The sequence below is a fragment of the Robertkochia sediminum genome, from assembly GCF_016786255.1.
GTDB lineage: Bacteria > Bacteroidota > Bacteroidia > Flavobacteriales > Flavobacteriaceae > Robertkochia > Robertkochia sediminum.
On the sequence record NZ_JADMKT010000074.1, the window covers coordinates 110,343 to 129,564 of the forward strand.

Below are 19,222 nucleotides of genomic sequence, written 5' to 3' on the forward strand. Positions count from 1 at the left end.
GGCGCCTTTCTTTTTTCTACAGCACTTTACCGGCAACACATAGCTATTTTTTCAGGAAGGTTGTATTTTTAACCTTTAACCGAACCTCATCAGTATGAACCCTTCAGCACAGGGATGGATCGAAAAATTCGGATCGTTAGACATCCACGGCAACGTGGCACCCAACAGCGAAATGAAATTCTACCAGGATTTTCGCGCGCTGGGATTCATCTACGGGGTGAATATCAAAACTATCGATCATATTCCGGTGCCATTACTGATATCAGAAGAAGAGAAGGCCAAGATCAATTTACTGAGCGCCCTTCATCAAACCTATAGCAGACATCGAAACGCTTCGAACGATTTCAATAGTTTTCTGGAAGAACTGCTGGACTTCTACCAACTGTTGCAAAGCGAACAACTCTCGTTCTTTGACCGCCTCATGGTTGGAAAAAAAGCATCCTCACAACTGGAATTCCTCCTTCACCAGCGCATTAGTCTCAACGACAATATGATCACCAGGAATTTCAGCCAGATGCTCACAAACTCCATGCTATTTACCGATGTACTCAATTTTAGCGAGTATCTCGCAGGAGAACGCAACCTGAAAGCCAATGAGCAACGGCTGGAACAGATCATTCTGAACCTCAGCTATCGCGTGATCAATGCCAAGGCGAATCCGTCAGATTACGACCAACGGCTACTCCAGCTTTTGGAAGTATCTTCCCGATACGGCCAGGCACATTTACAAAGAAACAAAGGCATGGACAGCTATATGACCCTGATCGATCGCAACGAAGGGTCCCTGGAGAACAAATACTTTTTTGACCTGGCCTGCCTGGCGGCACTGGAAGACCAGGGCACCTGGGTGATCCAGGAAGAAACCCTCGACGAGCTAAGAGAAACACTCCATCTCCCGGAAGAGATCGCAACTTATTCTATAGAGCACGCTACGAATTTTTTCACCCTGCACAGAGAGCATCTCCCTTTCCTGAAAGACAGCAATCCGTTTCGCGCCTTGTACCACAACGCACAGTTTACCGTTAAAAAACTAATCCTGAGAAACAGTCGTCGCCTGAGAAAAGAATTGGGAGAAAGCAAGGAATTACTTTTTTTGATCAGCCAGTCGGCCCAGCGCGACCTGACCCCGGAAGAACGGGAGCGTTTGCGTTCGCAACTACTGGATATCTTCAAGACCATTCCTTCTCTGGCGATCTTCGCCCTGCCCGGAGGGGCAGTCTTACTCCCTTTATTTGTGAAAATGATCCCGAGCCTTTTACCATCGGCATTTAACGATAACTACATTGAAGAAGATGCCGACCCGGGGATCAAACCCTAAGACCATTAAGACAACCAGTCCTTGAAGTCCCGAACCCTTTCGCGACTCACGATCACCTCGCCTTCCTTAAAATGATGTAGCTTTACCTCGAGTCGGGAATTGGTATAACTCAATATATCTGCAACCGCATCGATATTGATGAAAAACTTACGACTCACCCTGAAGAACTTTTCAGGATCCAATTCTTCCTGTAGCTGATCGAGACTGCGGTCCAGCAAGTAATTACGCCCTTCATTGGTAAAGGCATAGGTACCCTTGTTCTCACTGTAGAGGCACTCGATCTCATTCACGGGAATAAGCTTTAGGTGCTGCCCCACCCTGGTCACGAAACGCTTTTTATAGGTACGGTCTTCGGGATGTACCAGCAGCCTTTTAATATCTTCAAGATCTACCGGCAAGGGCTGGGCTTCAGGCTTAAAGTTCCTGTATTTATGCAAGGCCTGCTCGAGCTCCTCCACATCAATAGGCTTTAGCAGGTAATCTATGCTATTAAGCTTAAACGCCTGCAATGCGTATTCGTCATAGGCCGTAGTGAAGATGATCGCACTCGGAAGGTCAACCTGATCAAAGATCTCGAACGACAATCCGTCTGATAGTTGGATATCGAGAAAGATCACATCCGGAGCCTCATGCTCAGAAAAATACTGAACGGCCTCCTTTACCGACGCCAGACAGGACAACACGGTAACATCGCTGCTTTCCAGCATACGCTGTAGCCGTCTTGCCGCAGGGGCTTCGTCTTCAACAATGATCGCTTTCATTCGTAAATACAGTTTTAGATTGATCCATCAGGGAAGGCACCCTCGTTCAGGCATCCTCATCCATAAATTCTTTTATTTTTCGCGCCTCCCAGTCGGCTCCAAATACAATATGCATTCCAAACACATGCCAGGCGTGTAAAGCCAATCCAACACCCCAGGCAAAACAGATGAGTAACACGATCCAAAGCTCCATGTGATCGGAAGCTTCCTTCCCCACAAAATAATTCAAAAAATTAAAGCTATTGAAAATGATATAGATCGCCAGGTGCCAATAAAACCCTTTGAGTTCATCGACCCTTTTCTTTGCACGCTCATATGCCGTGCGATCATATTGCTCTTTAACTTCCATAGTTCTTGTGTTTTATTCCCATGTAGAGCGGTCACCATTACGGCGTTCCTCCTCCATGAATTCCTGAATCTTTCGTTCTTCCCATTTCTTACCGAAAAGGAGATTAAACCCAAAAAGTTTCGCCGCCTGGAACAGGATCCCCAGTCCCCAAAATCCGGCAACCCATAGAAACCAGGGGTTCCTGAATTCATTGGTGTAATAGTTTAGTCCGGCCAGGATACCCACTACGAAAAGATAGGTAACTATACCCGTGTAGAACTTCCTGAGTTCCTGCACCCGTTCCTGGGCACGCAATAATCGGTTGTCTTTATCCATGTCTTTCATGAGTACATATTTTTATTCTTGTTTTCCTGTTCCATAATCTCGCGGATCTTTTTCTCTTCCCAGCGTTTCCCCCAGATCGGATTATACCCAAAGGCTTCCATGCCGTGAGCGGCGAGCCCAAAGCCCCAACCCAACATAGGGAAAAGCACCCACGGAAAACTGGTGGTTTGATAATTGAGCCATGCCAGAAAGGGGATCACCACTACATAAGAGGCGAGATTCCAGTAGAAACCCTTTAGATTCTCTACTCGTTCTTTAGCCCGCAAGTATTTGCGGTTTTCGATATATTCTTCCTGCACTTCCATATTTGATACTTTTTTTGTCAAGAGCGGGATGCTCACTTTGAATACCCCTCCGGACTGATCCTTATAAATTTCCTTTTTGGTAAGCAAGGCATAACGATCTGCAATATTCTTCAGACCAACCCTACTTCCCTTACCTATAACCTGTTTTGGTTGTAAATTATTTACTACCTCGAGGTAACCGTCGTTTTCCCGAATTCTTATCACCAGAGGCTCGGCCGCACTTACTGCATTGTGTTTTACGGCATTCTCCAACAATAGCTGAAGCGACAAGGGCACTACCTTGTAATCGGGATCTGAAGCTGCCTCAGGGATCTCGAATTGTATCCCTTCTTCAAAACGCATTTTAAGCAAGCGCACATAGGTTCGGGCAAACCTGAGCTCCTCGTCCAGAGATACAAGCTCCTTGCTCTTTTGCTCCAGCACATACCTGTAGATCTTTGAGAGTCCGGTGGTGAAATTTTGTGCCGCATCGGGATTTTCCTCGATCAAACTGCTCAATACATTTAAACTGTTGAAAAGAAAATGCGGATCCAACTGATTCTTTAAGGCATCGAACTGCGCTGTAGCCGCTCCGGCGATCACCTGCTGTTGTGCCACCTGCCGTTCTTTCTTTTGCTTGTAGTAAAAGAAGAGGTAGAACATTAAAGTGATCACTAAAGAAAGTATGATGGTAAACCGGTAATACCCCACCTTTTCTTGCGCAAGAAACTCCTCCAGGCTGTATCCATCGACCCCGATCTTAAAGATCGCATTGGCCAGGAAGATCATAAGCACGGTAACTAAAACCGACGACAGGACCGCCAGGGCCATACGTCTGAATTTAAAGAGATTCACGCCATAACGCTTCAGAAGAAAGCGAATAACCACCATGTTCCCGAAATAAATAAGCAGGGAAAACACCTGGTTGCGAAGAAAATCTAATCCCAACTCCCGGTTAAATACCAGGGTAAAGTCTTCATTGTAGATCCTGTTGATACCCAACACGAGCAAAAAGACCGCCACCCCTATAAGAAAGGCTTTGACAAACTCTTTTATGAATTGATTCAAGGTCATGGTTATTCGATTACATTAGGTCGTGGTTCATGGCTTGCGAGATCCCACATGGTAACAGCCGCTTTTACCAACAGTACTAGGTGCCGTTTCAACAACCACTACCTCCTGCTTCGCGACATGTTCTTTAGTGGTCTTGTCCTTATCGACACTGATAAGATCAAGCATCGCAACTGCAAGGTAAAAGATTATACGTAACATAACTGTTCTTTTTGATCGACACCTCAAAGATGCCACACCTTTTACATATCATGAAAGATGACTTACCCAATTGTAGATTTTTAAGGATGAATTGTAATCCCCGGGACAACTACCCCGATTTTTAGGAAGGATTTTATAAATATTCCTGTTACATTTATTCCCAAACAGACCAGAACAACCTTATGGAAAGAAGAAACTTCATCAAAAAAAGCATAGCTGTACCTGCAGTATCTCTTTTACCGGCAAGCACCCTGATGGGCATGACCCCTACCCTTGAGACAACAACTGAAGAACTGGTGCTACCCAAAAGATTAACCCCGGGAGCCACGCTCGGACTCATCGCCCCGGGCTATGCTGTTTCTTCAGAAAAACTCCAGGAGGCTATAGGGTATATCGAAGACCTGGGCTACAAGGTGTATCACACTACCCGCATTGAAGGCAATTACGGCTACCTGAGCAATACCGACGAAGAGCGACTGGCAGACCTGCACCATATGTTCCGCAACCCTGATGTTGACGGTATCCTTTGCGTACGCGGAGGCTACGGATGCACCAGAATACTCCCTAATATCGACTGGGAACTTATAAAGAGTAATCCCAAGGTATTTGCCGGATTCAGTGATATTACGGCCCTACTGAACACCATGCATGAAAAAACCGGACTCGTATGTTTTCACGCACCGGTAGGCACCACCCTGGATACGGATTTCAATCGGGAGCACTTTCAAAAGATCATAGACGGAAATACGGAAACAGTGACCCTGAGCCCTTTTCCTTATGAGCTGGAAGAGAAGAGCTACGGACCGGAATTCACACCCTACACCATTTGCGAAGGCGAATCCACCGGAATTCTTGCCGGAGGAAATCTTTCCCTCCTTGCGGCCATGACCGGAACGCCATTTGAACCCGACTATACCAATAAGATCGTTTTTATTGAAGAGATCGAAGAAGAGCCCTACCGCATTGATCGCATGCTCACGCAGCTGAGACAATCGGCAACCTTTAATAAGGCCAAAGGGGTGATTCTGGGCATCTTTAACGGCTGTAATACGGCCCGAAATCCGGACTCCTTCTCCCTGAAAGAAGTACTTACCGACCGATTCGGAGACATGAACATTCCTATCGCATACGGACTCCCCATTGGACATATCGACGAGAATGCCACCCTCCCACTCGGTGTACCGGTTACGCTTAACGCCTCCGAACTAACTGTTAAAATACTTACAAACAGCGTTATATAACTTAAAAGCAGTAGCCAAAGAGGCTTATTTATAGTAACTTTAGGCCATGCTATTCACCACAAAGAGACTATACGTACGTGAATTAAGCAGGGAAGACCTCCCTGAATTCCACCGCATGCAAAATGACCATGCTGTGATGCGTTATGTAGGAGGTAAGACCTACAGCCTTGAAGAGAACAAGGCCGATCTGGAACGGGTGATAAGCTTCTACAAAAAGCGAGGTAATGACTTTTGGGTTTGGGCCATCATGAGTATCGAAGACCATAGGTTCATAGGCACCTGCGCCCTGGTGAAAAATGAAAAGGACGAATACGAGATCGGATTCCGCCTTTTGAAAGAAGAGTGGAAAAAAGGATTCGGCAAGGAGATCACCAACGGCTTACTGGGATACGGTTTTGACACCATGAAACTGAGCAAGATCGTGGCCTACGTGAATAAGAACAATGTGGCTTCTGTAAAGATCCTCGATTCGACCTTCCGGTTTATCAAAGAATTCTACAACGACAAGGAAGACTGTATTGACCGGTACTACCAGATCTCGAATTAGACGCTGAAGATTTTTAAAATTGCTGAAGCGATGAATTGCTGAAGCGATAAATTGCTGAAGGGAACTGTGTCACATTGACGCCGTTAACTGACTATGTAGTGACGCGGTGACGCAGAGATGCAATGATACGGTTAGGCGGTGACACGGTGATGTAAGTAAAAGGCGATATGCTGGTAGGGAATCCAAAATCCACTATTCACTTAAACCCCTAACTCGTAACCCTTAACTCGTAACACCTAACCGCCTTAACTCTTTGCTCTTTATTCTTGACTCCGTGTACCGGTTACGCAGGTACGCAGTTACGTAGGTATGAAAAATTCAAAATCCACAATACCCCTCTTTACGTATTACCTATCACCCCTTTATCTAATTTCATGAGATTGCCACGTCGCTGCGCTCCTCGCAAAGACGACTACTAGACTACCCCTTTACCCCTTTACCCCTTCACCCTTTTACCCTTTTACCCTTTTACCCTCCGAAGCTTTAGCGAAGGAGCACCTATTCCCTATTCCCTATTGCCCAAAAACCGTATCTTTAAATTCACCAACCATCTAATATCAAGAACATTATGAACAGAAGAGACTGGATCCGCAATACTGCCCTGGGCGGAGGGGCGGCACTATTAGGAGGCGTTAACGGCCTGTACGCCCTTACCGCAAAAGAACGCGCGACCTTCCATCCAAGACCGCTGGAAGACGTGATCAAACTGAGCTCTAATGAAAATCCTTACGGCCCCTCAGAAGCGGTTCGCAATGCGGTTCAGGAGTCATTCTCCATCGCGTGCCGCTATCCTTATCGCTATGCCGACGAGCTGGCGGAAATGCTGGCGGCAAAAGAAGGAGTAACCAGGGAGCAGATCATTATCACCGGAGGTTCTACCGAAGCCCTTAAAGCCTGTGGGGTTACCTTTGCCGCTAACGGCGGAGAGATCATTGCCGGAAAGCCAACCTTCCTGGCCATGATGACCTATGCGAGTCAGTGGGGATCCAAAGTGAACTGGGTACCGCTCAACGATGCCCTGGAATACGATATGCCCGCCATAAATAACGCGATCACAGATAAGACCAGCCTTGTTTTTTTGTGCAACCCCAACAACCCCACCTCAACCTTACTCCCGAAAGATGTGCTTCTCGAATACAGTGAAGCCATAGCCCAAAAAACCATTCTTTTTAGTGATGAAGCATATTATGACTTTATCGAAGACCCGGAGTACCCTTCCCTGGTCGCAATGGTTAAAGAGGGTAAACAGGTGATCGTATCCAGAACATTTTCCAAGGTATACGGCATGGCCGGTATGCGCATAGGCTACCTGGTGACTACCCAAAAGCTGGCAAAAAAGATCCGCGATAAGGTGATGGCCTATAGCAATGTTCCCGCCATACAAGGCGCTAAGGCCGCACTAAGTGACAAGGCTTTTTACCAATTCAGCCTTAAAAAGAACAAGGAGGCCAGGCAAATGATCTGCGCTACCCTTGACCAACTGGAATTGGAATACCTGCCTTCCCAAACCAACTTCGTATTCTTCCACTCCGGAAGACCTATCCACGAGTTGCACCGGGCCATGCTGGAACAGGGAGTACAGATCGGCAGACCCTTCCCCCCTTTTACCGACTGGTGCCGGATAAGCACGGGGACAGCCGAAGAGGTCACGGCATTTACCAAAGCCCTTAAAAAAGTATACACATAAAAAAGGGGAGGCCGGAGCCTCCCCTTTTCTAAAAATATAAAAGTGGGTTGGTTAATTTGCTACTTCACTAATGAACTTAATTCGAAACAATCGAAGTTCCTCTTCTTCGTAATCGCCATCGAACTCCTCCATGGCCACCGAGATCTTATCGTTCTCAGCCTCCAGAAAATACTCATGTAACTCCTCCTGTTGATCTTCATCAAAATGATCCTCGATCCAATAGTCAATATTGAGCTTGGTACCCATATAAACGATCTGCTCCATTTCTTTCAGGAGGTCATCCATTTCCAGACCTTTTGCTGAAGCGATATCATCCAGCGGTAATTTGCGATCAATATTTTGGATCACGTAGAGCTTAAGTGCAGAATTTGCTCCGGTAGATTTTACGACCAGGTCGTCCGGACGCTGAATATTATTAGTCTCCACATAATTCTCGATAAGCTCAAGGAATGGTTTTCCGTATTTTTTCGCCTTCCCTTCACCGACTCCGTGAATATTGATAAGTTCATCTCGTGTTACCGGATATTTTAAGGCCATATCTTCTAAAGAAGGATCCTGGAAGATCACAAATGGCGGCACTTCCAACTTTTTCGCCTGCGACTTCCTCAGGTCTTTAAGCATCTTCAAAAGCTGCTCATCGGCGCCACCACCCTTACTGGCCGTGACCACCTCCTCGTTACCAAGGTCCTCATAACTATGATCCTCTGTCATCATAAACGACTCCGGCGCTTTAAGGAATGTCTTCCCTGCATCTGTGAGATGCAGCACCCCGTATTGCTCGATCTCCTTGCGAATGAGTCCGCTCACCAACACTTGACGTATCAGCGCCATCCAGTATTTATCATCATGTTCACGCCCGACCCCAAAGAAAGGACGCTCATTGGTCTTGTGAGACTTTATCAGGGCATTGGTCTTCCCGATCAGGGTGTTTACGATCTCCTTAGCCTTGTACTTTTCTTTGGTATCCTTGATCACGCGCAGCACCTTGACCACATCGTCTTTGGCCTCGTGTTTCTTTTTAGGATTTCTCACGTTATCATCCAGGGAAGCACCTTCCCCATTGACCTCATCGAATTCTTCCCCGAAATAATGGAGAATGAACTTACGGCGGGACATGGACGTTTCGGCATAGGCCACCATATCCTGCAGCAAGGCATGACCGATCTCCTGTTCTGCCACAGGCTTACCGCTCATAAACTTCTCGAGCTTCTCAATATCTTTATAGGAATAAAAGGCCAGGCAGTGCCCTTCTCCGCCATCACGGCCGGCACGACCTGTTTCCTGGTAATAACTCTCTATACTTTTAGGGATGTCGTGGTGTATCACAAAACGCACATCAGGCTTATCGATCCCCATACCGAAAGCGATCGTGGCTACCACCACATCGATCTCTTCCATCAGGAACATATCCTGATGACGAGCCCGTGTTTTAGCATCGAGACCGGCATGGTATGGAACGGCCTTGATCTTATTCACCTGAAGGGTCTGCGCCAGTTCTTCTACCCGCTTCCGGCTCAGGCAATAGATAATTCCTGACTTGCCTTCCATGGTTTTTACGAAGCGAATAATATCGGCGTCGACGTTCTTGGTCTTCGGCCGTACTTCATAGAACAGGTTAGGCCTGTTAAAGGAAGCCTTAAAGACTTCCGCATCGCTCATGGCCAAATTCTTAAGAATATCTTCCTGCACCTTAGGGGTTGCAGTAGCTGTGAGTCCGATGATCGGAATATCGTCGCCCAGGCGGTTGATAATGGTCTTGATGTTTCGGTATTCGGGTCGGAAATCGTGACCCCATTCAGAGATACAGTGCGCTTCATCTACAGCTACGAAAGAGATCTTTACTGTTTTAAGAAATTCTACGTACTCATCTTTAGTAAGCGATTCGGGTGCCACATAAAGAAGTTTGGTCACTCCGCTGCTTATATCGTCTTTTACTCTTTTAACTTCACTTTTATTGAGGGAAGAATTCAACACGTGAGCTACTCCCTCTTCGGCGGTTACGCCACGAATAGCATCTACCTGGTTCTTCATTAAAGCGATCAGGGGGGAGATCACGATCGCGGTACCTTCTTTCACCAAGGCAGGCAACTGATAACACAACGATTTACCACCTCCGGTGGGCATGATCACAAATGTGTTCTTTTCGTTTACAATATTCCTGATAACTTCCTCCTGGAGCCCTTTAAACTGACTAAATCCAAAATACTTCTTCAGCGCCGCGCTCAAGTCAATTTCAGCTGTACTCATCCTTCCGTTTTACTATTTTATTTACATTTGCACTACTAAAGATAAGCAATCTTTTTCTTATTGAATTTTTAAAAAATAAAATCTTGATCGACAAAAATGCTATCATAGCCGATGCCAGAGAGGCGATTGAAACTGAGGCCCATGCCATTCAGGAACTCGCTTCTTTCATTGACGAAGAATTTGCCAGTGCTGTAGAAATGATCTATCGCTCCAAAGGGCGCGTGATCATTACCGGTATCGGAAAAAGCGCCATTATAGCGACAAAGATAGTTGCCACCCTGAACTCTACAGGTACACCGGCGATCTTCATGCATGCCGCAGACGCCATTCACGGTGACCTGGGGACCATTCAGGAAGACGATGTGGTGATCTGTATTTCCAAAAGCGGAAACACTCCGGAGATCAAGGTCCTGGTGCCGTTGATCAAGAACGGTCCGAACAAGCTGGTAGCCATCACAGCAAACAAGGAGTCCTTTTTGGGACAACAGGCCGATTACGTGCTCAATGCCTACATTGAGAAAGAAGCCTGCCCGAACAACCTGGCTCCCACTACAAGCACCACAGCTCAGCTGGTGATCGGGGATGCCCTTTCCATTTGCCTCCTCAACCTCAAAGGTTTCAGCAGCAACGATTTTGCAAAATACCATCCGGGAGGAGCCTTGGGTAAAAAATTATACCTGAGAGTTGAAGACATCTCTTCTGTGAATCAGAAACCCCAGGTAAGCAAAGACACCGATATACGCGAAGTGATCGTAGAGATCTCCGAAAAGATGCTCGGTGTGGCAGCAGTGGTTGAGAACGATAAGATCGTCGGGATCATCACCGACGGAGATATTCGTCGCATGCTTAAAAAGCATCATGACATCAACGGACTTAAGGCAGGAGATATCATGACGGCCAATCCGAAGGCTGTTGAAGCCGACATGATGGCCGTTGACGCCCTGGAGCTCATGGAAAGTAAGGAGATCTCCCAATTATTAGTTCATCAGGATGGTAAATACGCAGGGGTCATCCATCTACACGACCTCATAAAAGAAGGCATTATTTAATGGCAGCACAATCCAGCCCCCAAGAGATGTCATTTCTCGATCATTTAGAAGAACTCAGATGGCACCTGATCCGGTCGACCCTGGCCGTGGTCATTGTGGCCGTAGTAGCATTTTTAGCTAAAGACTTTATTTTCGATACGGTACTTTTTGGCCCTAAGAAGGCCGATTTCCCCACCTATCGTCTTTTCTGTAATATCGCGCAATCGCTCAACCTAAACGAAGCCTTTTGTGAAGGCCCTCAGTTTCGTATTCAGAGTCGGCAAATGGCAGGACAATTTTCTGCTCACATCTGGACCTCGATATGGGCCGGATTCATCCTTGCCTTCCCCTACATCCTTTATGAGATGTGGAAGTTCATAAGCCCCGGACTGTACGATAACGAACGTAGAAATGCCAGAGGATTTATCTTTATCGCATCCCTGCTTTTCTTCTCAGGCGTATTGTTCGGTTATTATGTGGTTAGTCCGCTATCCATCAACTTCCTCGCCAACTACCGGGTAAGTGAAGAGGTATTCAACGACATCGACCTCTCCTCTTACATAGCTATTGTCAGGGCTGCAGTGATCGCCTGCGGACTCATTTTTGAGCTTCCCATTATCATTTATTTCCTGACCAAGATCGGACTGGTTACTCCAGAATTCCTCAAAAAATACCGTAAGTTCGCGCTTGTTCTGGTACTCATCGTTTCAGCCATTATTACGCCGCCCGATGTAGCCAGCCAGATCGTAGTATCGATCCCTGTATTGGTACTGTACGAGATCAGCATCCATATTTCGAGGATCGTGATAAAAAAAGAAGCTAAAAAACTAAGAAAAAGAAAATAATGTCAAATCCCGTAGAAGAATTTAACAGCTATCGTTCAAAGATGAACGATCGTATCCTGGGCGATAATAACAAGATCATCAAGCGTATCTTTAATTTGGATACCAACGCCTTTACCGCAGGAGCATTAGACAAAAGAACCAAGGAACTCCTCGGATTGGTAGCATCTGCAGTTTTGCGCTGTGACGACTGTGTAAAGTATCACCTGGAATCATGTCATAAGGAAGGCCTTACATGGAAAGAGGTTGAAGAGGCCCTTGGGGTAGCCACCCTCATCGGAGGTACTATTATGATCCCTCACCTTAGGAGAGCCTACGAATATTGGGACGCCCTGGAGGCCACCACCAACGATAATTAATTCTTAAATCCCCGGGACCATCCCGGGGATTTGGTTAAATTTGACCTGATCCGAACATTCGTTTCGGGAGGCAAAAAACAAAATACCGTGAAGTTAAGAGCAGAAAATATCATGAAGTCCTACAAAGGACGAAAGGTAGTAAAAGGGATATCCCTCGAAGTGAACCGCGGAGAGATCGTCGGACTTCTGGGACCAAACGGTGCGGGAAAAACCACTTCCTTCTACATGATCGTAGGACTTATCAAACCCAACGGAGGTAAGATATTTCTCGACGACATGGAGATCACCGACTTCCCCATGTACAAACGAGCTCAAAACGGTATTGGCTACCTGGCCCAGGAGGCATCGGTATTCAGAAAGCTCAGCGTGGAAGATAACATCAGAAGCGTACTGCAGCTCACCAAACTCTCCAAGAAAGAGCAAGAAATGAAGGTGGAAGCCCTTCTTGACGAATTTAATATTGGTCATATTCGCAAGAACCGAGGCGACCTGTTATCAGGAGGTGAAAGAAGAAGAACAGAGATCGCGAGAGCCTTGGCGACCGACCCTAAGTTCATTCTACTTGACGAACCTTTCGCAGGGGTAGACCCGGTTGCGGTTGAAGACATACAGCGTATCGTTGCCCAGCTTAAGAATAAGAATATCGGGATCCTGATCACCGACCACAACGTACAGGAGACCCTCGCTATCACAGAGCGCTCATACCTCATGTTCGAAGGTAGCATTCTTAAAGCCGGAGAACCTGAAGAACTTGCTGCAGACGAGATGGTACGTAAAGTATACCTGGGACAAAACTTCGAATTACGCCGAAAGAAACTGGAATTCTAATTCCTTACTTTCTGAGTACCTGGGTATCGACCACCGATAAGATCACATAAGAAATAATGATGAGCGGAATGGCCAGGAATTTCATGGTTGCCGCCATGACCAGCGAAAGCAACAGGAAGGTATACCGCACCCCATTGCCTTTAAACCCCCAACTCTTGAACTTCAATGCGAACAAGCGCACAGGAGCGTTGAGCATATAGGTACTCAGCAAGGTGATGAATAGCAATACCCACGGATTCATCAACCAATTATTGATCACCAGGTTATCCTGATATTTAAGAATAAGTGGTAAGGAAAGAATGAACAGGGCGTTTGCCGGCGTAGGCAACCCCTTAAATGATGTTTTCTGATCGTCGTCTATATTGAATTTCGCAAGTCGATAGGCAGAAGACAAGGTAATGAGGAATCCGACCAATGCTAAAGGCACGATATCCTCTCCTACCCATACCACCTCCTTCGAAGCTGCTGTACCCTCCCAGCCCAGAACGAATCCGCCCTGAGACATGGCCAGCATCTGGTACATGGCGATCCCTGGAACTACCCCGCTGGTCACCACATCGGCCAGCGAATCTAACTGCAAGCCCAATTCACTCTGAACCTTGAGCACCCGCGCTGCCAATCCGTCAAAAAAATCAAAGAAGATCCCGAGAAAGACAAAGAATGCTGCAAGATGCAAATGGTTCTGCACCGCCAATACCACAGCAATACAGCCACTTAACAGATTCAACATGGTGATCAGGTTCGGAATGTGCTTTTTCATGAAGGTGAAACTTTAAGTAAAAATACTACTTTAAATGCGCATTTCTCTGCGACCGTAGCACTTTTTGACTCCCAAACAAGGGCCGGACATCCCGACAAGCAGGAGAACTTCGAAGAAAATGCTGATATTAGCACTCCAAACCACAGTTATGAGGAATCTACTACTACTCGCGGTTCTTTCCGGAGCGCTACTGGCCGGTGCATGGCCCACCTACGGCATGCCGCTGCTTATTTTCTTCGCATTTGTCCCGCTCATGCTCCTGGAACGCAAGATCCGCCTGTCTGCCCAACCCAGAAAGGGCCTTCGCGTATTTGCCCTGAGCTACCTCGCCTTTCTCATCTGGAACAGTATTACCACCTGGTGGATCTGGTATTCTACCCCCTTCGGAATGATCTTCGCTCTGTTGGTAAACACCTTATTAATGACCCTGGTGTTTTCCCTGTACCACTGGGTCGCCAAAAGACTGCCCTCTAAGATCCATCTCGTTTTTCTTCCGGCGATCTGGATGACCTTTGAAAAGTTCCACCTCAACTGGGACTTCTCATGGCCATGGCTCAACCTGGGGAACGTCTTCGCTGATCAGATAGCATGGATACAGTGGTATGAATACACCGGATCTTTCGGTGGTGCCCTCTGGATATGGCTTGTGAACATAAGCACCTATAACGCCATTTTAAAATACCGGGAAACCGGAAACCCAAAGACGCTAAGCCTGGGCATTGGGCGACAGGTACTGAAGATCGCCATCCCGGTGGTGATCTCCCTCGTGCTTTGGAATACCTATGAAGAAGGCAAGGAAAAGGCTGAAGTAGTGATCGTACAACCCAATACCGATCCCTACACCGAAAAATACAACGCCCCCAACCACAAGGTTGCCGAATCTCTTGTAGCCATGGCCGAACCTGTGACTGGCGCGGCCACGCGATACGTGATCGCCCCGGAAACGATGCTGGCCAACACCAGTAATATGGACGGATTCAACCTCAGCCGGGAAAAATATATCCTCGAAAGTTTCCTGTCGCGCTACGACAGCCTCCAGCTTATTACAGGAGCCGATATGTACAAACTCTATCAGGGTCCGAAAAGACCTTCTCCCTCGGCCAATAAAACGCCTAGAGGAGACTGGTTCGAGGTGTATAATACTGCGCTAAATCTCGACAACCAAGGAAACACCCAGACCTATATCAAATCAAAACTGGTGGTAGGTGTCGAAAATTTCCCCTTTAAAGAAGTGCTGGAACCTATCCTGGGAAATATCATGATCGACCTGGGAGGAACCGTACTCTCCAGAGCCACCCAGGAAGAACGAAGCGTTTTCGCTTCTGCGAACAGTAACCTGCGTCCGGCCCCAATTATTTGCTATGAATCGGTATACGGAGAATTCGTGACCGACTACGTCAAGAAAGGCGCCAATTTCCTGTGTATCATCACCAACGATGCCTGGTGGGACCACACCCAGGGACACCAACAACACCTGAGCTATGCCCGCCTCCGCGCCATTGAAAATCGAAAGAGCATAGCCCGAAGCGCCAACACCGGGATCTCGGCCGTTATCAGTGAAAAAGGCGAACTGCTACAAACCCTTGGGTATGGAGAAAAAGGCACCTTAAAAGGTACCCTTACCATTAACGACCAGGCGACCATCTATTCCCGTTATGGCGACTACATTGCGCGAATAGCCTCCCTGCTGTCCGGATTCATCGTACTTTTTGCCATCGGACGTAAAAAAGGGAAATAAGCGAGTTTACCGGGACTTTTGAATTATTTTTGCAAAAAACTTACAGCGATTGAACTATCTATCTGTTGAAAATATCGCCCGCTCATACGGGGAACGCGTACTCTTTACCGACATATCTTTTGGGATCAATAAGGACCAGAAAATTGCCTTTATCGCCAAGAACGGTACCGGAAAAACTTCCCTGCTCAATATCATTACCGGAAAGGAAGAACCCGATTCGGGCCAGGTAGTTTCCCGTAACGGGATCCATATTGCCTTCCTGCCCCAGGAACCGGACCTGGACCCGGAGATCACAGTAGAAGAAACCATCTTCGCCTCAGACAATAAGACCCTGAAAGTGATTCACCGGTACGAACAGGCCCTCCTGCAACCCGAAGACCAGGAGGCCTATCAGCAGGCCTTCGAACAGATGGAAGCCCACAACGCCTGGGATTTTGAAACCCAGTACAAGCAGATGCTCTTCTTGTTCAAGCTCGACCAAATGGATCAGAAAGTAGCATCCCTTTCCGGAGGACAAAAAAAACGTCTGGCCCTGGCCAGCATCCTGCTCAACACTCCCGATCTGCTTATCATGGATGAGCCCACCAACCACCTCGACCTTGAAATGATCGAATGGCTGGAGGCCTATTTTGCAAGGGAGAACATCACCCTGTTCATGGTGACCCACGACCGCTATTTTCTGGAGCGTGTTTGCAACGAGATCATCGAATTGGAAAATGGTAAGCTCTACCAGTACAAAGGGAACTACAGCTACTACCTGGAAAAGAAAGAAGCCAGGATGCAGGCCGAAAAAGCATCGGTTGAAAAAGCAAAGAACCTCTTTACCAAAGAACTGGACTGGATGCGCAGGCAACCTAAGGCAAGAACCACAAAATCCAAGTCGCGCATAGACGATTTCTATAAGATCAAAGAAAAGGCGCACCAGAGGCGTAAAGAACACAAGGTTCAGCTGGAGATCAATATGGAACGCCTGGGGAGCAAGATCATCGAATTGCACAACCTCGGGAAGCGCTTTGGCGACAAGGTGATCCTGGACAAGTTCGATTACACCTTTAAAAAAGGCGAACGCATAGGGATCATCGGAAAGAATGGGACCGGAAAGACCAGCTTTTTAAATATCCTCACCGGAGCCATGAAACCCGACAGCGGGAAGGTAGTTCACGGTGAAACCCTGAAACTGGGGTATTACACCCAATCAGGTATTCAGATAAAACCCGGACAAAAGGTGATCGAAGTGATACGAGAGTTCGGAGATTACATCCCCCTGACCAAAGGCCGGCAGATCTCTGCGGCCCAACTACTGGAGCGCTTCCTTTTTGACCGGAAAAAACAGTACGATTACGTGGAGAAACTCAGTGGAGGCGAGCAAAAACGCCTCTACCTGTGTACGGTCCTTATTCAGAATCCGAACTTCCTGATCCTGGATGAGCCCACCAACGACCTCGATATCGTTACCCTGAACGTTTTGGAGAGCTTCCTGCTGGATTACCCGGGATGCCTGATCGTGGTATCTCACGACAGGTACTTTATGGATAAGATCGTAGACCACCTCTTTGTTTTCAAAGGGGAGGGAGTTATCGAGGACTTCCCCGGTAACTACACCGACTATCGCGCCTATGAGAGCAGTCCTGCTCCGGCAGAAGAAGAACCTTCTGAAGAGACCGCACAGAAAAAGAATTGGAAAAAGGACGCCAACAGTTCGCTTTCGTATAACGAACAGAAGGAATACAAACGCCTGGAGCGGGAGATAAAAAAACTGGAACGGGAGAAAAAAGAAGCCGAAGCACGCTTTGCCACCGGCGAGCTCGAAGGTGATGAAATCGACAAGCAATCGATACTACTCCAGGGGATCATTGATGAAATAGATAGTAAAACAGAACGATGGTTCGAACTTTCCATGAAAATGGAAGGTGCCTGAAGTACGCATGAAACCCGTGATCACATACTTTAAATACCTGCTGCGCTCGACCAACGAACACGGGGTTCACTCCCCCTTCGTATATGACCTGGTGACCAAAGCCCTGCGACATAAAGATAAAATGCCCAAGCATCCAACGGCAAAAGAATTACCGTTTTTCGATAGCCTACCGGGAAAATACCAAAGAGCATTGAACAACAGCCTCCACCACCTCTTTGGAGCAGAGGCCCCCGTTATCGCCCTTGGGAGCTTTGTAAATACGCTTACTTCCGGGGCATCACTAGTGTTCCTGGAGTCACAGGACCAATTAGAACCTACTGCGATCGCACCCCTGCTGGAACGTTTGGGGAACGAAACGGTCATACTCCTGAATAAAACCAGTGACACCCCGCTTTGGCGCGCCTTAACACAGCATCCTGAAATTCACCTCACCGTTGACTGCCACCGCATAGGGATGGCCTGGAAAAGAGCACAACAGGCAAAAGAAAATTTCACCATCAGACTGTAATTCACTATCTTATAAAAAAGACAAGTGAAATGAACGATTTCCTGATCGGGTTCCTTATTTTAGCTTTGCTATTAGGGTTAGTCCTCTGGAACAACCGGTCGAATATGCGAAGAAACAGATCGCGCAGACACCGGAACTTTGGAGAGAACTACCATTTGAAAAAGAAAAAAAATAAAAACATCGCAAGGAATGAAGATCTACACTAAAACCGGAGACCTTGGCACCACTGCCCTTTTTGGAGGAGACCGCGTTGCAAAACACCACATTAGAATAGAAAGCTACGGCACTGTAGATGAGCTCAACTCATGGATCGGGCTGCTCAGAGATCAGCAGATCGACAAGGAGACCAAAGACTTGCTCATCGCGGTTCAACACAAGCTGTTTACCATAGGTGCCATTATGGCCACCCCTCCCGAAAAGGAAAAACTAAAAAGTGGAAAAGACCGTCTGAACATCGAGAGGATCGAAGACAAGGATATCGCCATCCTGGAGGAGGCCATTGACAAAATGGATGCCGAATTACCGGCAATGACACATTTCATCTTGCCCGGAGGGCACCCTGCCGTGTCATATTGTCACCTGGCGCGTACGGTTTGCCGCCGGGCAGAGCGCAGAGCCACCCACCTCTATGAGAATGAGCCTTTTGAAAAGATCGTTATTCGATATCTGAACAGGTTATCTGACTATTTGTTCGTATTGGCACGGAAGTTGACTAAAGATCTGCAGGCGGAAGAGGTTCCATGGATACCGGAAAAAAAGTCTTAATGGCCGTTGAAAACTCACACCATTAATTACGATATCCCTTACAGGATCGGCCGTTATTTACGTTCTTAGAAATAATTTGCAAATAACATAGATTTTACTTGACTTTTTAACTTAAAAAATTATTTTTGCACAAAATCATTAAACCAAATAGCATATGTATTGGACATTAGAATTGGCGTCCTATTTAGACGATGCCCCCTGGCCAGCAACAAAAGACGAATTAATTGATTATGCTATTAGAACCGGAGCTCCATTGGAGGTAGTTGAAAACCTGCAGGCAATGGAAGATGAAGGAGATATGTACGAGTCAATTGAGGAGATCTGGCCGGATTACCCAACAGAAGAAGACTACCTCTGGAACGAGGATGAATATTAACATACACCCTGATATTATAACGTTAAAAGTCTCTTAGGAGGCTTTTTTTTTGTTTAATTTTGGGTGCTTA

The 19,222-nt window shown here is 46.9% G+C and carries 19 protein-coding genes; 13 read left to right on the top strand and 6 right to left on the bottom strand.

Annotated elements, in window-relative coordinates:
- Positions 1–94 precede the first annotated feature (94 nt).
- Positions 95–1,318: an LETM1-related biofilm-associated protein gene (locus IS446_RS07370; RefSeq protein WP_203059386.1), complete on the top strand. Its 1,224-nt coding sequence runs from the start codon at positions 95–97 to the stop codon at positions 1,316–1,318.
- Positions 1,319–1,323: 5 nt separating this feature from the next.
- Here the strand turns inward: IS446_RS07370 and IS446_RS07375 are convergent, their stop codons facing one another.
- Genes IS446_RS07375 through IS446_RS07390 form a run of 4 tightly spaced genes read right to left on the bottom strand, consistent with a single transcriptional unit; the run spans position 1,324 to position 4,104 of the window.
- The gene (locus IS446_RS07375) at positions 1,324–2,079 is read right to left on the bottom strand and encodes a LytR/AlgR family response regulator transcription factor (RefSeq protein WP_203059387.1); all 756 of its coding nucleotides are present in this window, start codon (positions 2,077–2,079) and stop codon (positions 1,324–1,326) included.
- Positions 2,080–2,125: 46 nt separating this feature from the next.
- The gene (locus IS446_RS07380) at positions 2,126–2,428 is read right to left on the bottom strand and encodes a 2TM domain-containing protein (protein ID WP_203059389.1); all 303 of its coding nucleotides are present in this window, start codon (positions 2,426–2,428) and stop codon (positions 2,126–2,128) included.
- A 12-nt stretch (positions 2,429–2,440) separates the two neighbouring features.
- Positions 2,441–2,752 (bottom strand): 2TM domain-containing protein, encoded by a 312-nt coding sequence (locus IS446_RS07385; RefSeq protein ID WP_203059391.1) that lies wholly within the window; start codon positions 2,750–2,752, stop codon positions 2,441–2,443.
- Positions 2,749–4,104 carry a 2TM domain-containing protein gene (locus IS446_RS07390; protein WP_203059393.1) on the bottom strand — a complete coding sequence of 452 codons (1,356 nt, stop codon included), beginning with the start codon at positions 4,102–4,104 and terminating at the stop codon, positions 2,749–2,751. The genes IS446_RS07385 and IS446_RS07390 overlap by 4 nt, the downstream gene beginning before the upstream one ends.
- Before the next feature lie 386 nt (positions 4,105–4,490).
- Here IS446_RS07390 and IS446_RS07395 point away from each other — a divergent pair, with 386 nt between their 5' ends.
- The 3 genes from IS446_RS07395 to IS446_RS07405 all read left to right on the top strand — a co-directional run bounded on the left by IS446_RS07395 (position 4,491) and on the right by IS446_RS07405 (position 7,783).
- The gene (locus tag IS446_RS07395; protein ID WP_203059395.1) at positions 4,491–5,549 is read left to right on the top strand and encodes a S66 peptidase family protein; all 1,059 of its coding nucleotides are present in this window, start codon (positions 4,491–4,493) and stop codon (positions 5,547–5,549) included.
- A 46-nt stretch (positions 5,550–5,595) separates the two neighbouring features.
- Positions 5,596–6,096, top strand: a complete 501-nt coding sequence (locus tag IS446_RS07400; protein ID WP_203059397.1) for a GNAT family N-acetyltransferase — start codon at positions 5,596–5,598, stop codon at positions 6,094–6,096.
- Positions 6,097–6,664: 568 nt separating this feature from the next.
- The gene (locus IS446_RS07405) at positions 6,665–7,783 is read left to right on the top strand and encodes a pyridoxal phosphate-dependent aminotransferase (protein WP_235996441.1); all 1,119 of its coding nucleotides are present in this window, start codon (positions 6,665–6,667) and stop codon (positions 7,781–7,783) included.
- 51 nt (positions 7,784–7,834) lie between these two features.
- On the opposite strand, the gene recQ is transcribed toward IS446_RS07405, so the two are convergent.
- Positions 7,835–10,030 (bottom strand): DNA helicase RecQ, encoded by a 2,196-nt coding sequence (recQ, locus tag IS446_RS07410; RefSeq protein ID WP_203059399.1) that lies wholly within the window; start codon positions 10,028–10,030, stop codon positions 7,835–7,837.
- 83 nt (positions 10,031–10,113) lie between these two features.
- Between recQ and IS446_RS07415 the strand changes: the two genes are divergently transcribed.
- The 4 genes from IS446_RS07415 to lptB all read left to right on the top strand — a co-directional run bounded on the left by IS446_RS07415 (position 10,114) and on the right by lptB (position 13,087).
- On the top strand, positions 10,114–11,079 hold the full coding sequence (locus IS446_RS07415; protein WP_203059401.1) for a KpsF/GutQ family sugar-phosphate isomerase: 966 nt from the start codon (positions 10,114–10,116) through the stop codon (positions 11,077–11,079).
- A complete protein-coding gene (gene tatC, locus IS446_RS07420; protein ID WP_203059403.1) occupies positions 11,079–11,903 on the top strand; it encodes a twin-arginine translocase subunit TatC in 825 nt (274 codons plus the stop codon). Before IS446_RS07415 ends, tatC begins: the two co-directional genes overlap by 1 nt.
- Positions 11,903–12,259 (top strand): carboxymuconolactone decarboxylase family protein, encoded by a 357-nt coding sequence (locus IS446_RS07425; RefSeq protein WP_203059405.1) that lies wholly within the window; start codon positions 11,903–11,905, stop codon positions 12,257–12,259. Before tatC ends, IS446_RS07425 begins: the two co-directional genes overlap by 1 nt.
- A gap of 87 nt (positions 12,260–12,346) precedes the next feature.
- Complete coding sequence (gene lptB / locus IS446_RS07430) at positions 12,347–13,087, top strand: LPS export ABC transporter ATP-binding protein (RefSeq protein ID WP_203059407.1); 741 nt, start codon at positions 12,347–12,349, stop codon at positions 13,085–13,087.
- 4 nt (positions 13,088–13,091) lie between these two features.
- Here the strand turns inward: lptB and IS446_RS07435 are convergent, their stop codons facing one another.
- Complete coding sequence (locus tag IS446_RS07435; RefSeq protein ID WP_203059409.1) at positions 13,092–13,847, bottom strand: CDP-alcohol phosphatidyltransferase family protein; 756 nt, start codon at positions 13,845–13,847, stop codon at positions 13,092–13,094.
- Positions 13,848–13,995: 148 nt separating this feature from the next.
- Between IS446_RS07435 and lnt the strand changes: the two genes are divergently transcribed.
- The 5 genes from lnt (at position 13,996) to IS446_RS07460 (ending at position 19,152) form a co-directional block, all read left to right on the top strand.
- Complete coding sequence (lnt, locus tag IS446_RS07440) at positions 13,996–15,585, top strand: apolipoprotein N-acyltransferase (RefSeq protein ID WP_203059411.1); 1,590 nt, start codon at positions 13,996–13,998, stop codon at positions 15,583–15,585.
- A 49-nt stretch (positions 15,586–15,634) separates the two neighbouring features.
- Positions 15,635–17,503, top strand: a complete 1,869-nt coding sequence (locus IS446_RS07445; RefSeq protein WP_203059413.1) for an ABC-F family ATP-binding cassette domain-containing protein — start codon at positions 15,635–15,637, stop codon at positions 17,501–17,503.
- Positions 17,496–18,011 carry a hypothetical protein gene (locus tag IS446_RS07450; protein ID WP_235996442.1) on the top strand — a complete coding sequence of 172 codons (516 nt, stop codon included), beginning with the start codon at positions 17,496–17,498 and terminating at the stop codon, positions 18,009–18,011. Before IS446_RS07445 ends, IS446_RS07450 begins: the two co-directional genes overlap by 8 nt.
- A gap of 189 nt (positions 18,012–18,200) precedes the next feature.
- A complete protein-coding gene (locus IS446_RS07455; protein WP_203059416.1) occupies positions 18,201–18,776 on the top strand; it encodes a cob(I)yrinic acid a,c-diamide adenosyltransferase in 576 nt (191 codons plus the stop codon).
- Positions 18,777–18,930: 154 nt separating this feature from the next.
- Positions 18,931–19,152: a DUF2795 domain-containing protein gene (locus tag IS446_RS07460; protein ID WP_008612884.1), complete on the top strand. Its 222-nt coding sequence runs from the start codon at positions 18,931–18,933 to the stop codon at positions 19,150–19,152.
- The last annotated feature ends 70 nt before the right edge of the window (positions 19,153–19,222 follow it).

Coding starts and splice junctions, on each gene's coding strand:
- IS446_RS07370 (WP_203059386.1), top strand. CDS start 95: ATGAACCCTTCAGCACAGGGATGGATCGAAAAATTCGGATCGTTAGAC.
- IS446_RS07375 (WP_203059387.1), bottom strand. CDS start 2,079: ATGAAAGCGATCATTGTTGAAGACGAAGCCCCTGCGGCAAGACGGCTA.
- IS446_RS07380 (WP_203059389.1), bottom strand. CDS start 2,428: ATGGAAGTTAAAGAGCAATATGATCGCACGGCATATGAGCGTGCAAAG.
- IS446_RS07385 (WP_203059391.1), bottom strand. CDS start 2,752: ATGAAAGACATGGATAAAGACAACCGATTATTGCGTGCCCAGGAACGG.
- IS446_RS07395 (WP_203059395.1), top strand. CDS start 4,491: ATGGAAAGAAGAAACTTCATCAAAAAAAGCATAGCTGTACCTGCAGTA.
- IS446_RS07400 (WP_203059397.1), top strand. CDS start 5,596: ATGCTATTCACCACAAAGAGACTATACGTACGTGAATTAAGCAGGGAA.
- IS446_RS07405 (WP_235996441.1), top strand. CDS start 6,665: ATGAACAGAAGAGACTGGATCCGCAATACTGCCCTGGGCGGAGGGGCG.
- recQ (WP_203059399.1), bottom strand. CDS start 10,030: ATGAGTACAGCTGAAATTGACTTGAGCGCGGCGCTGAAGAAGTATTTT.
- tatC (WP_203059403.1), top strand. CDS start 11,079: ATGGCAGCACAATCCAGCCCCCAAGAGATGTCATTTCTCGATCATTTA.
- IS446_RS07425 (WP_203059405.1), top strand. CDS start 11,903: ATGTCAAATCCCGTAGAAGAATTTAACAGCTATCGTTCAAAGATGAAC.
- IS446_RS07435 (WP_203059409.1), bottom strand. CDS start 13,847: ATGAAAAAGCACATTCCGAACCTGATCACCATGTTGAATCTGTTAAGT.
- lnt (WP_203059411.1), top strand. CDS start 13,996: ATGAGGAATCTACTACTACTCGCGGTTCTTTCCGGAGCGCTACTGGCC.
- IS446_RS07455 (WP_203059416.1), top strand. CDS start 18,201: ATGAAGATCTACACTAAAACCGGAGACCTTGGCACCACTGCCCTTTTT.
- IS446_RS07460 (WP_008612884.1), top strand. CDS start 18,931: ATGTATTGGACATTAGAATTGGCGTCCTATTTAGACGATGCCCCCTGG.